Genomic DNA, 20,048 nt, shown 5'->3' with positions numbered 1-20,048 from the left:
GCGTCAGTTGGCCATGAAGATGGCTTCGATCTCGGTCTTGACCTGCTCCTCGGTCTGATCCCGAGCGATGGCGATCTCCTTGACGATGAGCGTCCGGGCAGTGTCGAGCATGCGGCGCTCGCCGAAGGAGAGCTGCTTATCCGTCTTCAGGCGGTAGAGATCGCGAAGAACCTCGGCGACGTCGTAGATCGAGCCCGTCTTGATCTTATCCATGAAGCCGCGATAACGGCGATTCCATGTCTGGTTGTCGAAGGCGATCGTTCGCTCGCGAAGGATATCGAAAATCTCCCGGATCTCCTGCTCAGAGATGACTTGGCGCAGGCCGACGGCGCTGGCATTGCTGACGGGGACCATGATTTTTCGGTCCGTGTCGAGGATGCGAAGCACGTAGAACCGCTGACGATTTCCAGCGATGTCCTTCTCCTCGATATTCACCACCTCAGCTACGCCTTGGGCCGGGTAAACAGCCTTGTCACCTACCTTGAACTGGATCTCCGAACGAGCCTGCATATGATCTCCTTTGCCTTCTACCCCGCCGTCCCCGAGTCCTTCGGGTTTTTTACTGCTCAAGTGACAATCCCCTGTGTCGTCGCCCGGTTACCAGGGTCGGTCGTGCCGACTGACAAAACTGATTCGACCCCCTCCACATTCCTGAGAAATTCTGCGGGGTGGCTCGCATCGTTCGAGGAGCGATAGGGCATGGAGAGGTCGAAAGAACCGTGGTTGTAACGGGCACGGAGTAATGAGGAGTTTCGCCGGAGCAGTAGGTGCGAGGTTGTTGTGGCGTTTCTCGTTGGCTGCGCCGGATGAGGTAGGCGGTCAGAGGTAGAAAGTTCTGGGGTTGAGTTGACCTCGAGAAGCGAGTCCGGTTTGCGCCAAGCGCGCGCAATGTAGTCAGATCGATGTGCAACGTCAATAAATTTGATATTTCAGCGTGAAAGCCAGCCACTTCCGTTCCCGCTCGCTCGCGGTGGAAGGAATCCTGGGTCGCGCATGTGGTGAAATTACAGCTTCCACATACACATGCCGACGGCGGGAGTACAGTCCGGATTTCTGTGTGCCTGAGACGATCTGCTCGGATTGTGACTCTTGGGATGAAGCTGTCGGCCGCACAGAACCCTTGTTCGTCGGGGCGGCTGCGGCCATGTCGGCTTCACGGGGGAGGTATGATGTGAGCTTAGGGCAGGTAGGGGACCAGTGGGAGAGGGCAGCTCGAGATCAGGGAACCACAGGCGCGATGAGGCGTGGGCGCAGGCCGGCGGCAGGAGGGCTGGCCGATGCGTTACTTCGCCTGGAGGAGCTTGTGCGCTATCCCCCAGCGAACCCCGCGGTCTGAAGCAATGATGCTGCGGGCCGGAGCGCCTGTCGGGTGACCCGCCCAGAGGAGGATCTCCTGGACGATGAGGCTTCCGGCCACAATGACGTCGGCCCGGGCAGGATCGAGCGCTCGCAGCGCTCTTCGCGCGGCGACCGGGATGGAGGAAAGCTGCTCGATGGTCCGCTGGATGTCCTCGTAGCTCAGCTGTGAGCCGTGGATTCGCTGGGCGTCGTAGGGGGCCACGTCGTGCACGAGGGCCGCGACCGTGGTGACCGTCCCGGCGACGCCGACCAGGAGCGGCTCGGTGCTGGAAGCCAGGCGGGGGACGCTAGCCAGCTGGGCACGAATGTCGGCTTTGGTGGCGTCCAGCTCGACCTGCTGAGGTGGGTCGGAGTGGATGTGCCGCTCCGTGAGCCGGACGCTGCCAATGTCGAGGCTCACTGCGGTGATGGCTTCATGAGGTGCTGTGCTGGAGATGATCTCGGTGCTGCCGCCTCCGATGTCGAATACGACGCGCGGCCCAGGGCGAGCTGGGAGGCCACTCAGCGCTCCGTGAAACGTGAGCTCGGCTTCTTCGAGGCCAGAGATGACCCGAGGTCTCACGCCGAGCAGAGATGCCGCGCGGTTCGTGAATTCGTCGCCACCCGCGGCATCGCGCATGGCGCTGGTTCCGACAGCTTCGATCCGCTCCGCGCCGAGCGCTTTGAGTTCCTCGCCATAACGCGCCAGGCAGGCGAGCGTGCGCTCGACGGCTTCCGTATTGAGCGCTCGCGTGGCATCGACCCCCTGGCCGAGGCGCGTGATTGTGGCGCGCTCGGCGAGGGGGACGATGTCGGCGCCTCGACGCTCGGCTACGAGCAAAAGCACGGAGTTCGTGCCGATGTCGATCGCTGCGACGCGCATCGTGTCACTGCACCAGTGTCTTCAGATCGAGCATCTCTTCCACATTCGGGACGACGACGATCTCGCAGCGGCGATTGGCCTGCTTGTTCTCGGGCGAGTCATTCGGCTTGATCGGGTCGGTGTCACTGAATCCTGCGGCGCTCCAGCGCGTCGCATTGAGCCCGCCGCCACCCTTTTCGACAGGCGTGACCAGGAATGCGAGCACCTCGCGCGCCCGCATGACGCTGAGGCCCCAGTTGTCCTTGAAGCGGCCGCCCTGCAGGGGCGCGTCGTCGGTATGGCCAGCCACCTGGAAGGAGCGTGACGCGAGGCCCGAGTCGTTCCGGATGACCTCGGCGACCTTGAGGATGATGTCCTGCCCATCCTTCTTCAAGGTCTCGCGGCCGGAGTCGAACAGCACGTCGCCAGGCATCTGGATGACCATGCGGTTGTTGCGCACGGTGACGTTGAGCCCGAGCTTGGTCAATGCCTGCAGCTTGTCGCGGAGGAGCTCGAATCGCTTCTTGATCGCTTCGAGCTGCTCGGCCCTTTTTCGATAGTCTTCGAGAGCGCGCGCCTGCTGCTCGAGGTTGGCATTGAGGTTCGAGATGTCGACGCCCGCAGCTTTCAGCTGGGCTTTCAGCTGGTCGACCTTGGCTGATGCCTCCTCGAGTTCCGCGCGGGTCTTCTTGCTCTGTGCCTGCTCACTGCTCAGCTGATTTCTGAGGTTCTCCAGCTCACGGATCTTGGCTTGCATCTCCTCCTCGGAGTAGCCGCAACCAGGACCTCCAAAGCCGGCGATGAGTGCAACTCCCAGGACCAACGCTCGCGTGGAGCGACGAAGCAACATGGGTTTTCTCCTGAAGAAGCCGATATGGGGACGGTGTACGCGCTGCGGCAAACGGCAGACGCTCCCGCGACCCTAAGTCAGACGCGTCGGTCAGCACAAGGTCTGGAGAGGCTGTCGTCCTTGTGTGGACGATGTGTGCGTTGATGTGGGTCCAGGGGTGAAGGTGATCTGAAGCCCAGAGTGGGTGAGAGAACTCACTTCGGTTCAGGCGAACGGCCCGTCGTACGCGGTACTGCTCTGAACGCTCGCCGTGGAGAACATGGGGAAAAGCCTCGTGGGTTTGCGTACTTCTGGGAGGGATGGACTGATCTGGCGTTTACCCATGCAACGCTTGCGGAGCAGTTCGGCCCGAACACATGGGGTAGGCGGGTATAGGCCACGCAACAATTTCCTTGACCATCACCATGCATGGCAATATATGTCTCGCAACATCTGTTGTTTCGGTAGGTGGCCAGTGTAGTTTGACTTGCACGGCCGGTAGCCGGAGCACATGCAGGAGGATTCCCGATGGCTACGAAGAAGACGGCGAAGACCGGAAGGAAAGCCGCGAAGAAGGTGACCAAGACGGCCAAGAAGCCGGCAGCAGCCAAGGCTGCGAAGGTCGCCAAGAAGACCCCGGCCCGTAAGGCGGCGAAGAAGACGACCGCCAAGCGTGGCGTCGCGAAGAAGGCGACCAAGCGCACGGCGGCCAAGAAGGCGGCCCCGAAGAAGACGGCAGCCAAGCGCAAGCCGCGCGCGGCGGCCAAGCGCGCTGCAGCCCCCCGCAAGGCGGCCAAGGCGACGAAGACGACGGCAGCGCGGGGCACCCGCACGGCTGCCAAGCGGGCCTCCAAGGGGAGCTCGCGTGGGCAGAAGGCGGCGCCTGCGCCTGCTGCTGCCCAGGTCGCTCAGGGCGGCGGCAGCGACGAGACGGAATAGTCTCCTCGTGTCGCGGGCTGCGTCCAGCTGAGCGCTGGTCGGAGCCATCGCGTGGACGCCCGCGGTGAGATGAACCGCGGGCGATCCCCCTGTACCAAGTAGAACCGGCTAGTTCGAGCAGTCGTGATTCACGATCGTTCGCCCAGATAAAGGCGAAGCGCTCGAGCTGCATCCTTCCGGTCGAAGGGTACTCCTGCAAGCTCGTCTCTCTTCGAGATCTGATCGAATAGCCTGGTCAGAAACTCGTAGAAGGCCTCGCATTCGAGGATTGCGGCTTCCAGTCGCGCGGGATCGAGGAGATCCGTCTCCTCGAGGCGGCTCATGGCTGCCATGAACGTGTCGACGCGCGGATAATCGCCGACGCGGAGGAGGGGATACCCCATGGCGCGGAAGTACGAGAGAAATTCTCGAACGAACGCGAAGCTGGCAATCCCCGTCCAGCGGTCCTGAGCGGGGCCCGTGTGGCGAGCCTTGCTTGCGAAGGCGCGGGCAATCTGCGCGAACATCCAGACGTCTCTGCGGAGTCGTTCGCTCGTGGTGCGGCGGGCAGCATGGTCATCGAATACGCGCCCCTCTTCGAAATGAGCGCCCAGGGAGCGGCCCAGGAAGAGGATGGCGTTCTGAAGCGCCGGGCGAAGATTCGCTGTCGCGGCGCGGAGGCGGCTTCTGTGTTCGGCTTCGGACAGGGCGCTGTCTGCTGGAAGCAGGTCGTGCTCGAAGGTGCGTCGCATTTCGAGGCGCAGGTTCGCGGCCACGCCGGTCAGTGCCACCTTGACGGCCATCAACCGGTGGCCTTCTGCCGCGAGCTCGTCGTAACGAGCGTCGAGATCGGTGGCGGGGACACGGAGCAGGCTGCGCTCGTAGCTGCCCGCCAGCAAAGCACCAGCGCGACGGCGCAGGTAGTTCGCAAGGGCACGAGCGTCGCTTCGAAGGACCGCGAGGACCAGGTACGCCCGACCCGCAATGCGTCGATCCGAGTGGTCGAGCGCAATCGTGTCGAGCAGGCGCAGGTAGCGGAGCATCCGGAACAGTGCGAGAAACGTGAGCGCCACCAGGCGATGCGCTTGCTCTCCGGGGACCCGCTGGATCAGCTCGAGGACCTGGGAAGAGGCGATTCGATCGAACTCGGGCCGGAACTCGAGGGCGTGAAGGGGGTTGAAGAAGGCGCTTTGTGCGATCTCGCGCATCGTCGTGGCCAGATGCGCATAGAAAAGGCGAAAGTTCAGGCGAGGTACGCGCAGGAGGCCGCCTGCCACCTCGATGAGGTTGGTGAATCCATGGCGCAGTACGAACAGGCTCCCCTCCGGGGTCTCCTGGGTCATCGTAGCGTGGAGGAGACGGGTACGCGCGGTGTCTTCGGGGAGGACCGTCTCGAGGTAACGCTGGAATACGAACGCGCGGTCACGCTCACCCAGCATCGCTCGCGCCAGGTGGACCACGCGCGCCATCCCGTCACGCGCTAGCTGCAGGTGCTCGCGAAAATCGTATCCGACGATGGTCTGGCGGCGGCCGGCACCCGGGTGATTCCGTGGGTTGGCGAAGCACGCCAGGCCCTTGAGCAGGATTTCCAGCTCGAAGAGTGTCTCTTCTTTTTTGTCCGCTGCGAGGCGCGCGAACCAGGCCTCACGCGCTTGTTGTTGCTCACGCCTCAAGCCTCTCGTGTCGCGGAGGAGCTCGGCATAAGCATTACGTACATCCGTGGTCGTGGCATTGCGAGCAGGCAGGGCGGCGTCGCTCGGCACGGTGGTCCTGATCAAGTTCGCGGTTTGAAATCGAAACGGTGAGTGTAGAGCGTCTCTTTGCCACTCGGGGATTTCGGCCAGCTCATCGACTGGACGAGGTCGCTCATGCACGACTCGACCTCGGGCGCCGTGATGTCGCTCTCGTCCGGCTTGATCTTGGTCTCGAGGAACTTGCCTTGGGGGTCCAGCTTGATCTGGAGAGCCAGTCGCCCTTTCGCCCCTGGATGCTTGCGGGCATAGACGTCGAAACAGCAGCGAAAGCTGTCGCGTTTCATTTTGATGACCTCGAGGATCGAATACAACCGGTCGCTCGATCCGGCGTCTCCCGCGGTCATTGCATTGTTCATGACCACGCCACCCTCGGGAGGATCATTGGTGATCTCCGACAGCATCTCCTTGCAATCGGCGGCAGTCTCCGGTGCTTTCTGGGGCGCGGCAGGTGGGCGCGCCGCCGTGGCGGGTAGGGCTGTTTCGGTCGCCTGTGAACGCACGGTCGGACTGTTGGAAGGCCCCTCGCCTGCGGGCACCTGTGTCGTGGTGGTTCCGCTGGAGCACGCCGCCATCGACGCGGCGCCGAGGGTGAGTCCGAGGAGCAGGACACTCGCGGTGGCACAGGCACGCATGGCGCGGATAGTAGTCGTTTCGCCGGGGGTGCGTAGGGGCAGCTTGCGCTTTTCTTGCAGCTTGAAAAAATGGGCTGATGATGTGGGGTAGAGAACGTCAGCGGTGCTCGGGGGTTGCTGCCCTGTGGATGGGGGCCCTGCTTTGCACGCTGGGAGCAGCCTGTCGGACGGTGAATCGTCCTCTGCTGTGTGGCGAGATTCCCGAGGATGGCTGCCCGATCGGGCGTGGCGGGACGTGCGACGACGAGGTCTGCGCGGCGCTGTATGACTGCACCGAGGGAAATTGGGTGCAGGTCGTCGATTGTGAGTGGGACGGTTCGTCCATGGGGGGAGGAGGGGCAGGGTCGGGAGATGGAGGAGCAGGTGGGTGTGAGCCGCTCCAGATCGATCGCACCGGCGAAGCAGTGGGCTGTCTTCCGGCTTTGCGCGATCCGGACTGCCCCGTGGCCGCCGCAGATATGTGCGAGGCGTCCGTCTGCCTCACGGGCTGCGAGGACTTTTTTCTGTGTACCGAGCAGGGCTGGCGGGAGGTGGCATACTGCTCTGAAGATGGGGAGGTGGTTCTGATCCAGTGAAGTACCGCACTCAACTTTCCTCTGTCGGTATTGCGGCAGTTTGTGTGGCGCTGAGTGGTCCGAGCTGCCGCTCGGAAGAGTCTGTGTCGGACGCGCGGGCTGGCAGCGATCCGGCGTCGCAGCCTTCGAGTGAGCCGGAGCCGGAGCCGGAGTTGACCATCGCTGTCGCCGACGTGCGAGCAGAGCCTGGTGTCGATCCTGCGGCCATCGGAGCGTCGCTGCGCGAAGCCGAGTCGGCATTGCGCTGGTGTGTCGAGCCGGATCGGTCGACAGGCGTCGTGGCATTGCGCCTCTCTCTGGAGCGTGACGGCTCCGTCAGCGATCTGCGGCTGCTGGGCACAACGACTTATGGCAGTGAGGACGCGCGCGCTTGTTTCACGCGTATTTTAGGAGCGATGAGGTTTTCACAGCCTCTCCCCGCCCGCGCGAATGTGGACGTGAAGTTGGAGGTTCGCTCCCGTTCTCGCCCTCTCAGCCTGCCTTGAGAAACGGAGCCCACTCCTCGAAAGCGACCGGAGACGAAAGAAGGAGCTGAGCCGCCGTCGACCAGTGAGGTGGGCGTGGGGGGCGAATGAGACGCATGCTCGCTTCGTCCGGAGTGCGCCAGCTCTTTCGGAGATTGCAGGGACGGCAGGCCGTCACCAGGTTCTCCCAGCTGTCCCCGCCTCCACGTGAGCGTGGGATGACATGATCGATATTGAGATCCCGGATGGGCAATCGCTTCGAGCAGTACTGGCACTGGTGACCGTCTCGAAGCATGACATTGCTGCGTGACAGCCGTATCACCGGGCGACGCGCTCGGTCATAACGGCGCAAATGCAGGACACGAGGCACCCGGAGCGTGCCATCCACGACGGGGAGCCCATGGTCGTGCTCGCGAATCGGGAGCTGACGCCACGCCGGAAAGTCGTGCAGATCTCCTGCGTCGTCGAGGGCCAGGGCGGAGCCGCTATACAGCAGAATGAAGGCGCGTCGTGCAGGGGTTATCTGCACAGCCTGGAAATGTCGATTGACGATGAGGACCGGGATGTCGAGTGGCTCCACCCCCCGTAGAGCGTGTGCAGGGGTGGCGTCTCCCTCGACTTCTTCGGACGTATGAACAGGCTTCTCTTCTGGCTGGATATCTGTGCACGTCGCACTCGATCCGTCAGAAGACTGAGCGGTTGCTCTCCCCACGATCCGGAGTCTAGCAGCGAAAGACGAGGCAAACAGCGGGGACTCAACTCCCGCGGTGGTCGTCTGGAGGCGTGACCCGAAGCACGAATGTGCGATCGGATGGTGCATTCTCGGTGCAGGCTTTCGACGCTGCGGGTCCTCGGTTACACCGTCGAGGTGAGCAAGGGGCGAAACGACACCAGCGTGCGGCGACCTGGGAGGAACCAGCGTGCGTCTCAGGAAGAGCCGCCTGCCGGGGCTCCGTGGGACGAACCCCTCGAGCGAGCATCGCTCTTGTTTCTCGATCTCGAGATGACGGGGCTTCGACCCGAGTCCGATCGCGTGATCGAGATCTGTGCGGAGCGCGTGCGAGGCGACGTCGTCGAGGGGACGCTCACCTCCCTCGTTCGACCCGTGCCTGCCGCGTTCGGGAACGCTCAGGTTCATGGAATCCGGCCGGAGGACCTCCAGCAAGCCCCTACGTTTTCGGCGCTCGCCAAGCAGTTTGCCGTGCTCGCGGAGGGGGCGATCCTCGTGGCGCATTCCGCTCCTTGGGACGTGGCGTTCCTCGAGGCGGAGTTTGCGCGAGCCGGGCTTGTCTACGCGTTCCCACACTTCCTCGACTCCCTCACGCTAGCGCGCCGCGCGTTCTCGTTTCCCAGCAACAGCCTTGCAGCGCTCTGCCGAGAGTTCGGTATCGAGCGGCAGAGAGCACACCGGGCGGAGGACGACGTGCGCGCACTGAGGGAGATTTTCTCTCGGATCGTGGCGGTGCTCTCGCCTGCGACTCCCCGGGATCTCTGGCGCATCCGGACGGGACAGCGCCGCGCTCGCCCCGATCTCGTCGAGGCTGCCTGCGGAGCTGCGGAGCGGGGCGAGTCGGTCCGGATTCGCTACCGCCCCGCAGGGCGCCCCGCGGAAGAGCTCACCGTCCAGGTCACGGGCGTACGAACGGACCTCGACCCCCCCCTGGTTCTCGGCTATCTCCTCCCCTCGCGCAGTCGTCGTGAGCTCCGGGCCGATCGCATCCTTGCGCTCGAGCCGCTTCACCCCCCCCGAAGCGGGCAGGGCTGAGCCCGGTGGCGACGCGCAGGGAACATGAGGATCGACGTGCGAAGTCTGTTGAATCGATGGTTGACCGAGAGACGGGCCGCGCCGGCCTTCGGGGATGCAAACGCCTGGTCACCCGGCTTTGCACGGACACGCAGGTTCCTCGGAGCGCTCGCGCTTCCCGTCCTGCTGGCTGCCTGTTCGGGGGCGGTGGGCCAAGGCGCCACTCGGCCTCAGGCGGCTGACAAGTGGTACCAGCGCGCGCAGCAGGAGTATCTCAGCGCAGACGTCGACAACGCGCGCGATGCTGTCGCAAAGGCCCTGGCGATCGTCCCCGCCGACAAGGAAGTCCGGCTCCTCGCTGGACGAATCGCGCTGGCGCGTCTGGACTTCGCAGAGACCCTCAGGTTGCTGAAGGGGATCGAGGGCTCCGAGGCCGCTGGCCTTCGAGGCCGAGCGCACTGGTACAAGGGGGACCTCGAAGCTGCTGCTGACGAGCTGGAGGCCATGCTCGACGACCCCGATGTGGTCGACGACTGGGCGAAGTCGATTGCCAAGCTGGCTCGGCGCGGCGCAGGCCGCACGCCCTTCTCTCTCTCCAGCGCCCTCCTCGCGCCCGTGGAGATGCCGCACGTCAGCCCTTACGCCCCCTTCTTCGTCGTTCCGGTAGAAATCGACGGCGAGTCCGCTCTGGCCATGATCTCGACCGGCACGGGCGAGGTCGTTCTGGACAGCGCGACGCGCCCCGAGCCGAGCTGGGTCTCGCTCCGCTTCGGGAAGAAGCTCGAGGTGCACGACGTCCCGGCGCTGTCGCAGGATCTATCGGGCCTCTCCAAGCAGATGGGGGCGCCCATCAAGGCACTGCTCGGCGTCAATCTGCTGCGGCATCTGAACGCGACGCTCGATTATGCGGGGCGTCAGTTCGTCGTCCGATCCTTCTCGCCTCCCGCTCCTCCCAACGCGACCCGCGTCGATGTGTTTTATGTGCGCGGTGGAGGCATGGTCCTGAGGAGCGGGGTCAGCGCCGACAAAGAGGTGCGTGGTCCCATGCTCATCGACACCTCGATGAGCTTTCCCGTCGCCCTCGACAAAGAGGGTTGGCAGAAAGCGGGCTTCGATGTCGCCAGCCTGAAGCCGCTGGAGCAGGATCCCGAGCAGAAGCTGAAGCAGGGGGTGCTCTCCATCCTGCGCCTCGGTGCCTATGACATCCCGAAGGTTCCCGGTGTCTATGGGGCGCCGCTCACCGAGATCGAGAAGCAGCTCAAGCTCGACGTGGATGGCGTGATTGGCGCGGGGTTGCTCGCCTTCTTCCGGATCACCTTCGCGGACGGCGGGCGCTTGATGTGGATCGAGGATGACACCGCCGTGGACCAGGTCCTGCGCAGCGGTGCTGCTGCATCCTCCTCGGAAGATGGGGAGCCTGGTGGGGGGATGGAGCCCGAGAGGGGGCAGGGGGGGCCTCCTTCGTCCTTCGCGCCTGGTTCTCCTGGCGGTCCCTCGCTGATGCCGGCACCCCCTGCTTCGCAGCAAGGCGCAGCTCCGCCCTCTCCTCCGAAGCCTGCGACCAAGCCACCGCGGAACACGCCTGATCAGTGAGCATTCCATGGCCCAGGATCTCCTCGCAGTCTATGCAGGCAGCTTCGACCCGCTGACCTTCGGGCATCTCGATTTGATCGAGCGCGCGTCGAAGCTGTTCGACCACGTGATCATCGCCATTGGCCGTCACCCGACGAAGAAACCTCTCTTCACCTATCCAGAGCGGCTCGACCTGCTGCGCGAGGTCTCTCGTCCGTTCCCCAATGTGCGGGTGGACTCGTTCGAAGGACTACTCATCGACTACTGCCAGCGGATGGGAGCCCGAGCGATCGTTCGTGGCCTGCGCGCAGCGACCGATTTCGAATACGAGCTCCAGATCGCCCACGCGAATGCCGACATGGTTCCTGGAGTCGACACGGTCTTCTTGCCGACGCGCGCCAATTACGGGTTCGTCTCCGCGTCGCTGGTGAGAGAGATCGCGAGCCACGGCGGTGACGTGAGCCATTATGCACCGCCCGTGGTGTGCGAGGCGCTCCGAGCCAAGTTCGCGACCCCCTCAAAAGGCTGACTCCTCGGTCGTACCGGCGCTCGTGATCATGAGCGTCGGTACGATGAGCGCGCAGAGGCCACCGGCCCGCGAGGCGCCCCAGGTTCAGTACGTGGACCAGGGGGTGGGCATGAACAGCACGACGAAGAGCCCCAGCGAAACCACTGCGACGAGCCGCCTCGTCGGTGAGAGTTCTCCCGGATCGGTGGGTGGATGATCGCCCCCACCGAGGCGCTGAAGCATCAGCACCAGCAGGAACCAGACGAGCCAGAAGCTCGAGTTTCCAATGGCCTGCCACAGCGCTTCTCGAGTCCCAGCGGACAGGGCCGGAGGGAGAAATTTCACCAGGTTGTAGGCGACCACGCCGAGGAGGAGCGGGTGGACCACGCGTGAGAGGCGGTTCTGCCGCGGGCCGAACAGCGCATAGGCGATGTGCCCTCCATCGAGCTGACCCACCGGCAGCAGGTTGATCATCGTGATCAGGAGCCCTGCCCAGCCAGCGAACGCCGTCGGACTCAGGAAGACATCGTGGCCTGGCGGGATCGGCCCCAGCAGCGCGCGCTTCAGCGCCAGATAGAGCAGGCTCTGACCTTCCAGCGCACCTGGCCCGGTCACCGGCTCGATGTTCGACTGGAGCAGACCGACCACCAGCACCGGGATCGCGACCGCCATGCCTGCGAGAGGACCTGCGGCGCCGATATCGAGGAGTGCATTGCGTGATTTGATCCGGTCGGGCATCGCGATGACGGCGCCCATCGTGCCGAGCAGACCGACGACGGGGAGGGGGATGAAGTAGGGAAGTGAGGCCTCCACACCATGGGCGCGCGCTGCGAAGTAGTGGCCGAACTCGTGGACGAGCAGGATGGCGAGCAGCGGAACGGCGAAGGACCATCCACTCATCAACCCTTCCAGCTGCCCTCGCCAGCCGCTCTCCGTCGGCTCGGCGCCCCTGTGGAAGACGGCGACTACCGTCAGGAGAAAGAGGAGAAGGTTGACTCTCCATCGAAGAGGCACGGCAGAGGGAGGCTGAGACGACATCCGTGACCCAGCGTGGCCTTCTACCCGCGCGGCCTCAAGCCCACATCGCTGCGAGCGTCTGAGGCGTGCGCGCAGAGAACCGTGACCGTGACCATCGATGGCGCTCCGTGCGTTCCAGGCTCGCGGGCGAACCCGCCTTCGTCTCCCGGCGCCGCATCGGCTGCGCTACCCTGCGCTCATGCCTTGGCCTCGTGCCTCCGCTGATGCGCTCGTCGGCAGGGTTCTTTGTGGCACCTACCGCGTCGTCCAGCTCCTTGGCAGCGGGGGGGTTGGGAACGTCTATCTCGCAGAGCGGATGGGGAGGCATCCCCATGAGCGACTCGCCCTGAAGGTGCTGCGCGCCGAGCATACGGGGTCGCCTGCCATCGTCGCCCGCTTCGAGCGTGAGGCCGAGGCGGCGGCTCGCCTACGGCACCCTCACGTCCTGCGCGTGGACCGCCTGGAACGAGATGGGGCCGTCCTTTGCTTTGCGATGGAGCTCCTCCTCGGGCTGGACCTTGCCGACACCCTGACGTCGGCGCGAGCACTTCAACCGGCTCGTGCCGTTCGCATCGCGCTGGAGGCTGCGGGAGGGCTCGGGGCAGCGCACCTCGAGGGGGTCATCCACCGCGACGTGAAGCCGGAGAACCTGTTCCTGGTGCATGCTCCCGATGGCCGAGAGCTGGTCAAGGTGCTCGACTTCGGCCTCTCTTTGCTGAGAAACCAGCCGAGCGCATCGCAGGCCGCTGGGCGCCATCTGAAGCCGGGGGCTGAGGCCTGTTCGAACCCGCCCGTGGGGACGCCCGAATACGTCGCTCCCGAGATCGTGCGCGGTGGCCAGCCTTCTCCCGCCTCCGACGTGTACGCGCTCGGGATCGTTCTTTATGAGATGCTCGCTGGCCGCGCCCCTTTTGTCGGTCCTACGCACGCCATCCTGGAGCAACACCAGCGGGAACCACTGCCTCCCTTGCACCGCTTTCACCCGGGCCTTCTCGTCTCGCGGGATCTGGATGCAGTCGTCAAGAAAGCTCTGGTCAAAGATCCGCGTGCTCGCTTTGCCACCATGACGGAGCTGAGCGCCAATCTTCTGGATACGCCGGAGGCCCGTGAAGAACTCGCCCGGGTGAACAAACCCGAACCGACGCCTCCGGCCAGGAGAAGCTCCCCCCTGGGAAGCGTGATCGATGAGCCCACGTCTCCCCCCGCGGCCACGACTGCCTCGTCAGAGGGCTCCATCCGGGTCGCAAAATGAGCGAGAACCGCGTGAGACGGAGCCATGGCAGCGGCTTTTGCAAGCTCTCCTTTGCTCTCGCACCAAAGCCCTGCTAGACGCCACACAGGTCTTCTTCAAGCCGGCAGCGTCCTGAGGCACTGCCCGGCTGGCATTGGTTTCTAGCCATGGGTCGTCCGACCCCCATCCCTGTAAAAAATGACCCTTCTGCGGTAAGTGACGACGTCCTTACCAGTACATCGACGGTTGCAGCTCGGGCACCTCGCTCGTCAGATCCTCCCCTCGATGATTTTCCGGACGCCTCGACCCAGACCGCTGGGTTCGAGGACGACGAGCAACTCGCGGCCGTCGAGGATGAGCTGGAGTTCGAGCCCGACGACTTCGATGATTTCTCGGCGTCGGGGAGCGAGCCTCTGCTCGACCCAGATCCCGACCTCGAGGCCGAACATGTCGCCTTCGCAGACGAGCCGGATGCTTCGGCACCTCCCCCTCGTCCGCTGGATCCGGAGTCTCTGGCGGCGGTCAAGAATCCTTTCCAGGTCGAGCTCGTCTCCGAGACGATCCCGGAGCCCCGTCGCTACCACGTCGTTTTCGACGACGTTCGACTCGATCCTGACGTCCAGAAGGTCGTTCGACGCCTGACGCGTCACCGTCACGAGGCCTACCTCGTCGGCGGCTGTGTCCGAGATCTCCTTCTCGACCGGCGACCCAAGGATTTCGACGTCGCCACCAGCGCTCGCCCCGAGGAAGTGCGCGATCTTTTCCGCAACTCGCGGATCATCGGGCGCCGCTTCCGGCTCGTGCACGTCCTCTTCGGGGGCGGCAAGGTCATCGAGGTCGCCACCTTCCGGAGGAATCCCAAGGAGGAAGGTGAAGAAGCCTCGGAGCTGCTCATCCGGAACGACAACGTTTTCGGCGCGGCTCATGAAGATGCCTTGCGACGCGACTTCCGGATCAACGCGCTCTTCTACGATCTGGAAGCGCGGCAGGTCCTCGACTGGATGGGCGGCATGGAGGACCTGCGTCGTCAGGTCGTCCATACCATCGGCGACCCGGAGACCCGCTTTCGCGAGGATCCGATCCGCATCCTTCGCGCCCTCAAGTTCGCCGGTCGGCTGGGCTTCGGCATCACCCCTGACGTCTACGATGCCATCGTCTTCTGCCGCGATGTGCTGGCCCTCGCGGCGCGGCCTCGCCTGTCGGAAGAGATCCTGCGCCTCATGCGCGGGGGGCAGGCGCGCCGCACCATCTACCTGGCCTGGGAGACGGGGGTCCTCGACGTGCTCCTCCCCGAGGTCAGCGCACTCATCTACGACGATCGAGGCGACGACGGCCCTGGGCAGCGGCTGTGGCGGCTCCTCGATTTCGCCGACCGCAGGACGGCCGAGGGACGGCCGCTCGATGACACCGTCCTCTGGACCTTGCTGCTTCTGGAGCCGATGAAGGAGGTCTGTGAAGGCGCCCGCGACCGCGCTGGAGCCGTGGCCGACTTCCTCGAGCCACTGATCGAGCGCCTCGCGATTTCCAGACGGTACGCCGATGGAATGCGCCGTATCGTGGCCGTGCTGCCTCGGCTGGTGAGCGGCCGTGCTGGTCGTTTTGCTCGGACCGAGATCTTCCAGTCCTCCGTCGAGGTGGCGGCGGCGGATCTCGCCGCTCGGGGCCTGTCCACCGAGCCTGTCGATCGCTTCCGTGCCGCGCCTGCCCCTCGCCGTTACCGTTCCGAGGGGCCTTTCGGCCGGTAGCACTCGTTGGAACCTTTGCGTCGGCCATGGTTTCATAGGCGGACGCGATGACCCACCGCATCCCGTTCTCTTCCCGAGGTCCCGCCGGCCGCGCCCAGAGGAGTTCCACGGGCGCCGCTGCCCGCTGGCGAGCCCACGGAGGGCTGGCCTTCGCCTTGGTCCTCGCCGTCGCGCCTCTCGCGGATGCGCAGAGTTCCCTTCTGCACGAGCATTTCGAGCCCGATCCGGAAGAAGATCTGAGGCTCGCGACCACGATCCTGGACGGAGAGATCCCGGCTTACCTCCAGACCCCCAGCGGGATGGCCACAGCGCCGGATCCGCGTAACCCACCGCCCACGCGCCAGCAGATCTACAACAACACTGCTGGGGACTCGTCCATCGACTCCACGTACGAGCCAGACAGGGACACGCGCCGACCGAACGTCGAGAACTACGACGACCCCTTCTCTCCGGCGACTGCACCCTTCAAGCGTCTCAGCGCGTACGACGCCGTCCACCCCAACTACACCCTGTTCGTCGACAAGAAGGAACTTCAGCTCGTCCGGGTCGGCGGCGCCCTCACCCCGGGTGACGAGCCCTTCTATGGCGACATCGGCGTCGACCTCGTTCCCAACGAGCCCGTTCGCATCCCGACCGTTGGACCTGGTTCCCGCATCCTGCGCATGCACGTGACGCCTCCAGCGGACGTCACGATCCTTCGTGACGGCGCCGAGAACTGGTTCGTCCGTGGAACGACCCAGGCGCGGGTGAGGCTGGTCATGCAGCTCGCCATCCCTCGCGCCACCTTCGGCAGCGACTTCGCCGACGTGGACTGGTCGACGCTCGACAAGCACCCCCGCCAGCGCCTCCCCGCCTCCGCCGCGTTCGACGAGGTCGCGCGCGCCATCGGGATTTCTCGCGCCATCCGGCCACAGGTCGCCGTGCGAAAGATGGTCGAGTACTTCCGCGATTTCGCTCCGTCGGACGATCCTCCCCGCGAGCGAGGGGACATCTACCTCGACCTCGCCCTCTCCAAGAAGGGTGTCTGCCGTCACCGCGCCTTCGCTTTTCTGGTGACGGCGCTGCACCTGGGGGTCCCTGCGCGCATGGTCGTCAACGAGGCCCACGCCTGGATCGAGGTTTTCGACGGCACCTTGTGGCACCGCATCGACCTCGGGGGCGCTGCGCTCAACATGGATCAAAACCTCGACGCCAACCGTCCCCCCTACGTGCCGCCGCCTGATCCTTACACCTGGCCCGAGGCACGCGACTCCGGTCAAGACCTCGCCGAACGGTCCAGGGCGGAGCAGCAGGCGCGTTCTCCGTCGGGTCCAGGGGGCTCTGGCAACGGCGCCAGCAGCACGTCGGCCCCGACACCGACGGCGCCCCTCTCGGCGACGCCTCCGACGAGCACACTCCAGGAAACGACCGGATCGAGGACCAAGGTCGTCATCACCTCGATCGACAAGGACATCCAGCGCGGCCTCCCGCTCCACCTCCAAGGCCAGACCACCGGCGACGCTGGTCCCTGCGCTCGTGTCCGCATCGACGTCATCCTGCGCAGCGACGCCACGCCTCAGGGCACCGTCATTGGCTCCCTGTCCACCGATGAGCGCGGCCACTATGAAGGCGCCGTCGTCGTCCCCCGTGACTTTCCGGTCGGCGATCACGATCTCATCGTCGTCACTCCAGGCGACGCGCGCTGTGCGCCTGGCCGCTCCGACACGCCGCACTGAGCATGACCACATCGCCGTATGCCCCTGGCGTTCCACGCCTCGCCATCGGGGCCGTGGTGCTCGACCAGAGCAACCCTGGCGGGCCTCGCGTCGTGCTCGTACGTCGCGCGCGACCTCCTCTCGCTGGATGCTGGTCCTTGCCTGGCGGGAGCGTGGAACCTGGAGAACGGCTCGTCGATGCCGTGGCCCGTGAAGTCTCCGAAGAGACGGGGCTCTCCGTTCAGGTGGGGGCCCTGGTGGAGATCATCGAGATCCTGGAACCGCCGTACCACTACGTCATCCTCGACTATGCCTGCGTGCCACTCTCGGGCACATTGCGCGCAGGTGACGACGCCTCCGAGGTCGCCCTGGTACCCCTCGACACACTCGCTGCATACTCCATCACGGACGATGTCGTGCGCGTGATCCGGAGAGCGGTGGGGCTGCCGGTCTAGCTGGCGCGTTCTAGGTTTCGTGGATGAGGGAGAGACTCTGCTGGTCGCAGGGGATCGGCGGCACGATGGTGGGGATCGCGCTGCTCATGGTGTCGGGGTCCGCTGTTGCAGAAGGTGACGGTGCTGCGTTCTTCGTGCTCCCCGTCGACCGTGCGTGGCTTCAGACGGCGCTCCGTGAAGATGCCAGCGCCAGGGCGGAAGCCAGAGCGGTCGCTGTCGAGGAGGATGCGGATGCCGGGCGAGAGCCGACGGAACCTCCCCGCGCTCGACCTGCGCATCAGCTCCTGGCTCAGCTCCGCAACCTGGCTCCGACCCTTCAGAACCTCCGAGATCTCGGTGTCATGCCTCTCTGGCTCGGCTTCAACGGCTTCGGCTTGAGGGTGCGTGGGAAGATGGACTGAGGAGCGCGCGATGAAATCCGCCCTGTAGCCTGGCTCCTGCGTCCCTCATGGTAGCTGCACGACCCGCGTGGTCTTTGCGATCACGTGATCGCGCGTCTCGGCTCCTCGCTCGCGCCCCAGGCCGAGCGGCACGGGACGATAGAGCACCACCACCTCCACCCGTGCCTCCGAGCATCCCGGCTGAAGCGCGAACGAGTGCTCGCTGACGCCTTCGCTCTGCGCTGGGATCCGGTTGTCGCTGGCGATGTCGACCGCACGGTGGTGCGGGACCTGCCTCTCTCCCGACGGGTCCACCAGCACCCGCGCGAACGTGCTCCCAGCGATGCCGGCGAGCGCCAGCGCTGCCTGGCCATCGACCGGGGGCCACGCCAGCGTCTCCCCGAGCAGCAGTACGTCCCCTGCTTGCGCCGTGATCGGCGTCTCCAGCATCAGGACGCCTCCGCCCACCGAGAGCACCACCGCCTCTCCCACCGGCGCATGCACCTCCAGGCCCTTGTCCTCCGCGCTCAGCAGCGGATCCGCAAACCGACCCACGCCCGTGTAGTCATCGAAGGTCCCCGTCGGCCGCACCACACGCACCACGTGCCCTGGCCGCGCGCGCGCTGCGCCTGCCGCCCACGTCAACGTCACCCCGGACAGCACCGCACCCTGACCGAGCACCCCCCTGACCAGCGCCCCGCCCACATCGTTCACCGTCATCCCGCCGGTCGGAAGCAGCGGCGCGTCACACCCTTCAGCCCGAACCAGCAGCACCAGCGCGCGCATGGGTTCACCCGTCGGCAGTGCATGACCGCACTCCTGGTTGCGGAGATGCACCGTCACCCCCAGCGCGCCACCTTGAGGCGTCACGGAGACCCCCAGCCTCAGCGCCTCGTCGATCAACCGCGGGCTTCCCGCCAGCGGTCCGCGGAAAGTGTGGGACCGGATGGCGCCTTCCGGCCTCACGAACCCGAAGACAATCCCTGCGTTCTCCTCCGTCGTCACGTCGACGGTGCTCTTCAGGTTCGTCACCGCGGGCATGTGGCAGAACTGACAAGGCGTCCCTGGTGTCCCCCACGAGCTTTCCGACCACTCCGAGTACGTGCTGTGGGTCGGCAGTCCCTCGGGCCAGCGGCTCGCATCGAGGGTCGCTCCTGGAAGCAGGGCGGCTTGCTTCTGCTCGTGACATCCTGCGCAGAAGACGGCGCTCGAGAACACCGGCTGGTAGCTTCCTCCCATGAACTCGTTCGGCACATCAGGGTAGGGACCGAACATCACTTGCCTCAGCGGTGCGCCCGGCATGTCCGTCAGCCGTTCCCGAGGACGCTGAAGCACCAGCGCGCCGGCCGTCCCTGGAGGACGCGACAGATCCACGTCGCGGACTTTATGACACGTGTCGCAGTGGTTGCCGTTCTCGAACGCCACGCCCACCGCATCGAGCAGATTTCTCCCTCCTGTTGCGCCTTCGAGGCCTGCCGCGTGGCAGTCCGCGCATCCCCCGAACCTCGTCGGCCGGCTCCCGGCAGGGAGCGCAGGATCATCGCAGGCGAGCTGACCTGCGCCTCCGCAGGCAGGGTTCAGATCCGACAGCACGCCGCCGCCCAGGTAGCACTTCGGCTCCACGTCCCCCACCGAGCCCGGCACGCGCCCGGCGCGATGAACCCCTCCGGCCGCCACGCAGGATGCCTCGTCACCATGGGCGCGCGACGTCCCGGCGTACAGCGCTTGCACCAGCGGATCGCGCGTCGCTCGTGCGTGTGCCGACGTCTGGAATTGCGCCGTCAAGGTCGTGTGACAGTGCCCGCAGAAGGCCGTCGAATTGTCGTGACCCGCGTCGCCCTTCCCCGGATTCCCGAACACGTAGGCCGTGTTGTCCGGTGGAGATACCGCGAGCAGAGCGAGCTCGATGGGCACCTCGGGGAGCCGCGTGATCTCGACGCCACGGCTGCGGTAGCCCACCTTGGCGGCCACGACCGTCGGTGTGCCCGGGATGGTGCGGCTCAGCTGGATGGAGAAGGTGCCATCCAACCCCGTGACGAAGTCCGGCGAGCCGCCGCCCTGCATCACGATCGCGCCTGCAATCGGCGCTACCCCATCGGTGACCACACCACCCACCGAGAACTCCTCGGGGAGCGCTCCTCCCTCACCGCCGGTCCCCGACGAACTCACCACGCCCGTCGTGCTCGTCGTATTCCCTCCGGCGCCACCGCTTCCAGAAGGCTCCCCGGCCGGCCCGTCCCCTGCGCAAGCAACGAGCGTGATGGTCAGTGCAGCGTGGGCCAGATGGATACGGCCGACAGGCGCGCTCCTCTTCACCTTCGCGTCTCCCC

20 protein-coding genes are annotated in these 20,048 nt (G+C 65.3%); 12 read left to right on the top strand and 8 right to left on the bottom strand.

The window, feature by feature from the left end; genetic code table 11:
• Positions 1-3: 3 nt before the first annotated feature.
• The 3 genes from CMC5_RS31905 to CMC5_RS31895 all read right to left on the bottom strand — a co-directional run bounded on the left by CMC5_RS31905 (position 4) and on the right by CMC5_RS31895 (position 2,957).
• The gene (locus CMC5_RS31905; RefSeq protein ID WP_050433939.1) at positions 4-510 is read right to left on the bottom strand and encodes a CarD family transcriptional regulator; all 507 of its coding nucleotides are present in this window, start codon (positions 508-510) and stop codon (positions 4-6) included.
• Positions 511-1,282: 772 nt separating this feature from the next.
• Positions 1,283-2,221: a Ppx/GppA phosphatase family protein gene (locus tag CMC5_RS31900; protein ID WP_050433938.1), complete on the bottom strand. Its 939-nt coding sequence runs from the start codon at positions 2,219-2,221 to the stop codon at positions 1,283-1,285.
• A gap of 4 nt (positions 2,222-2,225) precedes the next feature.
• On the bottom strand, positions 2,226-2,957 hold the full coding sequence (locus tag CMC5_RS31895) for an OmpA/MotB family protein (RefSeq protein WP_245677861.1): 732 nt from the start codon (positions 2,955-2,957) through the stop codon (positions 2,226-2,228).
• A 600-nt stretch (positions 2,958-3,557) separates the two neighbouring features.
• Between CMC5_RS31895 and CMC5_RS45215 the strand changes: the two genes are divergently transcribed.
• Positions 3,558-3,968 carry a hypothetical protein gene (locus CMC5_RS45215; RefSeq protein WP_050433936.1) on the top strand — a complete coding sequence of 137 codons (411 nt, stop codon included), beginning with the start codon at positions 3,558-3,560 and terminating at the stop codon, positions 3,966-3,968.
• A 128-nt stretch (positions 3,969-4,096) separates the two neighbouring features.
• Here CMC5_RS45215 and CMC5_RS47995 read toward each other — a convergent pair whose 3' ends face one another.
• Positions 4,097-4,474 carry a hypothetical protein gene (locus tag CMC5_RS47995; RefSeq protein ID WP_245677860.1) on the bottom strand — a complete coding sequence of 126 codons (378 nt, stop codon included), beginning with the start codon at positions 4,472-4,474 and terminating at the stop codon, positions 4,097-4,099.
• 45 nt (positions 4,475-4,519) lie between these two features.
• Between CMC5_RS47995 and CMC5_RS47990 the strand changes: the two genes are divergently transcribed.
• Entirely contained in the window at positions 4,520-5,431 is a 912-nt protein-coding gene (locus CMC5_RS47990; protein ID WP_245677859.1) for a hypothetical protein, read from the top strand.
• A gap of 6 nt (positions 5,432-5,437) precedes the next feature.
• On the top strand, positions 5,438-5,752 hold the full coding sequence (locus CMC5_RS47985) for a hypothetical protein (protein ID WP_245677858.1): 315 nt from the start codon (positions 5,438-5,440) through the stop codon (positions 5,750-5,752).
• On the opposite strand, the gene CMC5_RS31880 is transcribed toward CMC5_RS47985, so the two are convergent.
• Positions 5,722-6,333, bottom strand: a complete 612-nt coding sequence (locus CMC5_RS31880) for an AgmX/PglI C-terminal domain-containing protein (RefSeq protein WP_050433934.1) — start codon at positions 6,331-6,333, stop codon at positions 5,722-5,724. The genes CMC5_RS47985 and CMC5_RS31880 overlap by 31 nt on opposite strands.
• A gap of 170 nt (positions 6,334-6,503) precedes the next feature.
• On the opposite strand from CMC5_RS31880, the gene CMC5_RS31875 reads away from it, so the two are divergent.
• The gene (locus CMC5_RS31875; RefSeq protein WP_156339013.1) at positions 6,504-6,908 is read left to right on the top strand and encodes a hypothetical protein; all 405 of its coding nucleotides are present in this window, start codon (positions 6,504-6,506) and stop codon (positions 6,906-6,908) included.
• A 471-nt stretch (positions 6,909-7,379) separates the two neighbouring features.
• Here CMC5_RS31875 and CMC5_RS47980 read toward each other — a convergent pair whose 3' ends face one another.
• A complete protein-coding gene (locus CMC5_RS47980; RefSeq protein ID WP_245677857.1) occupies positions 7,380-7,667 on the bottom strand; it encodes an HNH endonuclease in 288 nt (95 codons plus the stop codon).
• Positions 7,668-8,183: 516 nt separating this feature from the next.
• On the opposite strand from CMC5_RS47980, the gene CMC5_RS31865 reads away from it, so the two are divergent.
• From CMC5_RS31865 to coaD, 3 genes are read left to right on the top strand one after another with little or no spacing between them, the layout of a single operon-like run.
• On the top strand, positions 8,184-9,137 hold the full coding sequence (locus CMC5_RS31865) for a 3'-5' exonuclease (RefSeq protein ID WP_169796724.1): 954 nt from the start codon (positions 8,184-8,186) through the stop codon (positions 9,135-9,137).
• A 60-nt stretch (positions 9,138-9,197) separates the two neighbouring features.
• Positions 9,198-10,709 (top strand): tetratricopeptide repeat protein, encoded by a 1,512-nt coding sequence (locus CMC5_RS31860; protein ID WP_050433930.1) that lies wholly within the window; start codon positions 9,198-9,200, stop codon positions 10,707-10,709.
• A 7-nt stretch (positions 10,710-10,716) separates the two neighbouring features.
• The gene (gene coaD, locus CMC5_RS31855) at positions 10,717-11,217 is read left to right on the top strand and encodes a pantetheine-phosphate adenylyltransferase (RefSeq protein ID WP_050433929.1); all 501 of its coding nucleotides are present in this window, start codon (positions 10,717-10,719) and stop codon (positions 11,215-11,217) included.
• Positions 11,218-11,301: 84 nt separating this feature from the next.
• On the opposite strand, the gene CMC5_RS31850 is transcribed toward coaD, so the two are convergent.
• A complete protein-coding gene (locus CMC5_RS31850) occupies positions 11,302-12,096 on the bottom strand; it encodes a site-2 protease family protein (protein ID WP_156339012.1) in 795 nt (264 codons plus the stop codon).
• A 316-nt stretch (positions 12,097-12,412) separates the two neighbouring features.
• Between CMC5_RS31850 and CMC5_RS31845 the strand changes: the two genes are divergently transcribed.
• The 5 genes from CMC5_RS31845 (at position 12,413) to CMC5_RS31825 (ending at position 17,739) form a co-directional block, all read left to right on the top strand.
• Positions 12,413-13,465, top strand: a complete 1,053-nt coding sequence (locus CMC5_RS31845; RefSeq protein ID WP_082363554.1) for a serine/threonine-protein kinase — start codon at positions 12,413-12,415, stop codon at positions 13,463-13,465.
• Positions 13,466-13,611: 146 nt separating this feature from the next.
• Positions 13,612-15,189: a tRNA nucleotidyltransferase/poly(A) polymerase-related protein gene (locus CMC5_RS31840; RefSeq protein WP_245677856.1), complete on the top strand. Its 1,578-nt coding sequence runs from the start codon at positions 13,612-13,614 to the stop codon at positions 15,187-15,189.
• 47 nt (positions 15,190-15,236) lie between these two features.
• Positions 15,237-16,904 (top strand): transglutaminase domain-containing protein, encoded by a 1,668-nt coding sequence (locus tag CMC5_RS31835; RefSeq protein WP_082362971.1) that lies wholly within the window; start codon positions 15,237-15,239, stop codon positions 16,902-16,904.
• Between the two features lie 2 nt (positions 16,905-16,906).
• On the top strand, positions 16,907-17,338 hold the full coding sequence (locus CMC5_RS31830; protein WP_050433926.1) for an NUDIX hydrolase: 432 nt from the start codon (positions 16,907-16,909) through the stop codon (positions 17,336-17,338).
• A 23-nt stretch (positions 17,339-17,361) separates the two neighbouring features.
• Positions 17,362-17,739, top strand: coding sequence for a hypothetical protein (locus CMC5_RS31825; RefSeq protein ID WP_156339011.1), 378 nt, complete (start codon positions 17,362-17,364; stop codon positions 17,737-17,739).
• Positions 17,740-17,784: 45 nt separating this feature from the next.
• Here CMC5_RS31825 and CMC5_RS31820 read toward each other — a convergent pair whose 3' ends face one another.
• Complete coding sequence (locus CMC5_RS31820; RefSeq protein ID WP_156339010.1) at positions 17,785-20,034, bottom strand: peptidase associated/transthyretin-like domain-containing protein; 2,250 nt, start codon at positions 20,032-20,034, stop codon at positions 17,785-17,787.
• Between the last annotated feature and the right edge of the window lie 14 nt (positions 20,035-20,048).

It is taken from the genome of Chondromyces crocatus, assembly GCF_001189295.1.
Classification (GTDB): Bacteria; Myxococcota_A; Polyangia; order Polyangiales; family Polyangiaceae; genus Chondromyces; species Chondromyces crocatus.
Note: the sequence above shows the minus strand (reverse complement) of the source record. Positions and strands in the feature narration are given on the sequence as shown.

What these genes read in the sequence shown, in the direction of transcription:
- CMC5_RS31905 (WP_050433939.1), bottom strand. Translation starts at nt 510, where the DNA reads ATGCAGGCTCGTTCGGAGATCCAGTTCAAGGTAGGTGACAAGGCTGTT.
- CMC5_RS31900 (WP_050433938.1), bottom strand. Translation starts at nt 2,221, where the DNA reads ATGCGCGTCGCAGCGATCGACATCGGCACGAACTCCGTGCTTTTGCTC.
- CMC5_RS31895 (WP_245677861.1), bottom strand. Translation starts at nt 2,957, where the DNA reads ATGCAAGCCAAGATCCGTGAGCTGGAGAACCTCAGAAATCAGCTGAGC.
- CMC5_RS45215 (WP_050433936.1), top strand. Translation starts at nt 3,558, where the DNA reads ATGGCTACGAAGAAGACGGCGAAGACCGGAAGGAAAGCCGCGAAGAAG.
- CMC5_RS47995 (WP_245677860.1), bottom strand. Translation starts at nt 4,474, where the DNA reads ATGTTCGCGCAGATTGCCCGCGCCTTCGCAAGCAAGGCTCGCCACACG.
- CMC5_RS47990 (WP_245677859.1), top strand. Translation starts at nt 4,520, where the DNA reads ATGGTCATCGAATACGCGCCCCTCTTCGAAATGAGCGCCCAGGGAGCG.
- CMC5_RS31880 (WP_050433934.1), bottom strand. Translation starts at nt 6,333, where the DNA reads ATGCGTGCCTGTGCCACCGCGAGTGTCCTGCTCCTCGGACTCACCCTC.
- CMC5_RS47980 (WP_245677857.1), bottom strand. Translation starts at nt 7,667, where the DNA reads ATGCTTCGAGACGGTCACCAGTGCCAGTACTGCTCGAAGCGATTGCCC.
- CMC5_RS31865 (WP_169796724.1), top strand. Translation starts at nt 8,184, where the DNA reads ATGGTGCATTCTCGGTGCAGGCTTTCGACGCTGCGGGTCCTCGGTTAC.
- coaD (WP_050433929.1), top strand. Translation starts at nt 10,717, where the DNA reads ATGGCCCAGGATCTCCTCGCAGTCTATGCAGGCAGCTTCGACCCGCTG.
- CMC5_RS31850 (WP_156339012.1), bottom strand. Translation starts at nt 12,096, where the DNA reads ATGAGTGGATGGTCCTTCGCCGTTCCGCTGCTCGCCATCCTGCTCGTC.
- CMC5_RS31845 (WP_082363554.1), top strand. Translation starts at nt 12,413, where the DNA reads ATGCCTTGGCCTCGTGCCTCCGCTGATGCGCTCGTCGGCAGGGTTCTT.
- CMC5_RS31840 (WP_245677856.1), top strand. Translation starts at nt 13,612, where the DNA reads ATGGGTCGTCCGACCCCCATCCCTGTAAAAAATGACCCTTCTGCGGTA.
- CMC5_RS31835 (WP_082362971.1), top strand. Translation starts at nt 15,237, where the DNA reads ATGACCCACCGCATCCCGTTCTCTTCCCGAGGTCCCGCCGGCCGCGCC.
- CMC5_RS31830 (WP_050433926.1), top strand. Translation starts at nt 16,907, where the DNA reads ATGACCACATCGCCGTATGCCCCTGGCGTTCCACGCCTCGCCATCGGG.
- CMC5_RS31825 (WP_156339011.1), top strand. Translation starts at nt 17,362, where the DNA reads ATGAGGGAGAGACTCTGCTGGTCGCAGGGGATCGGCGGCACGATGGTG.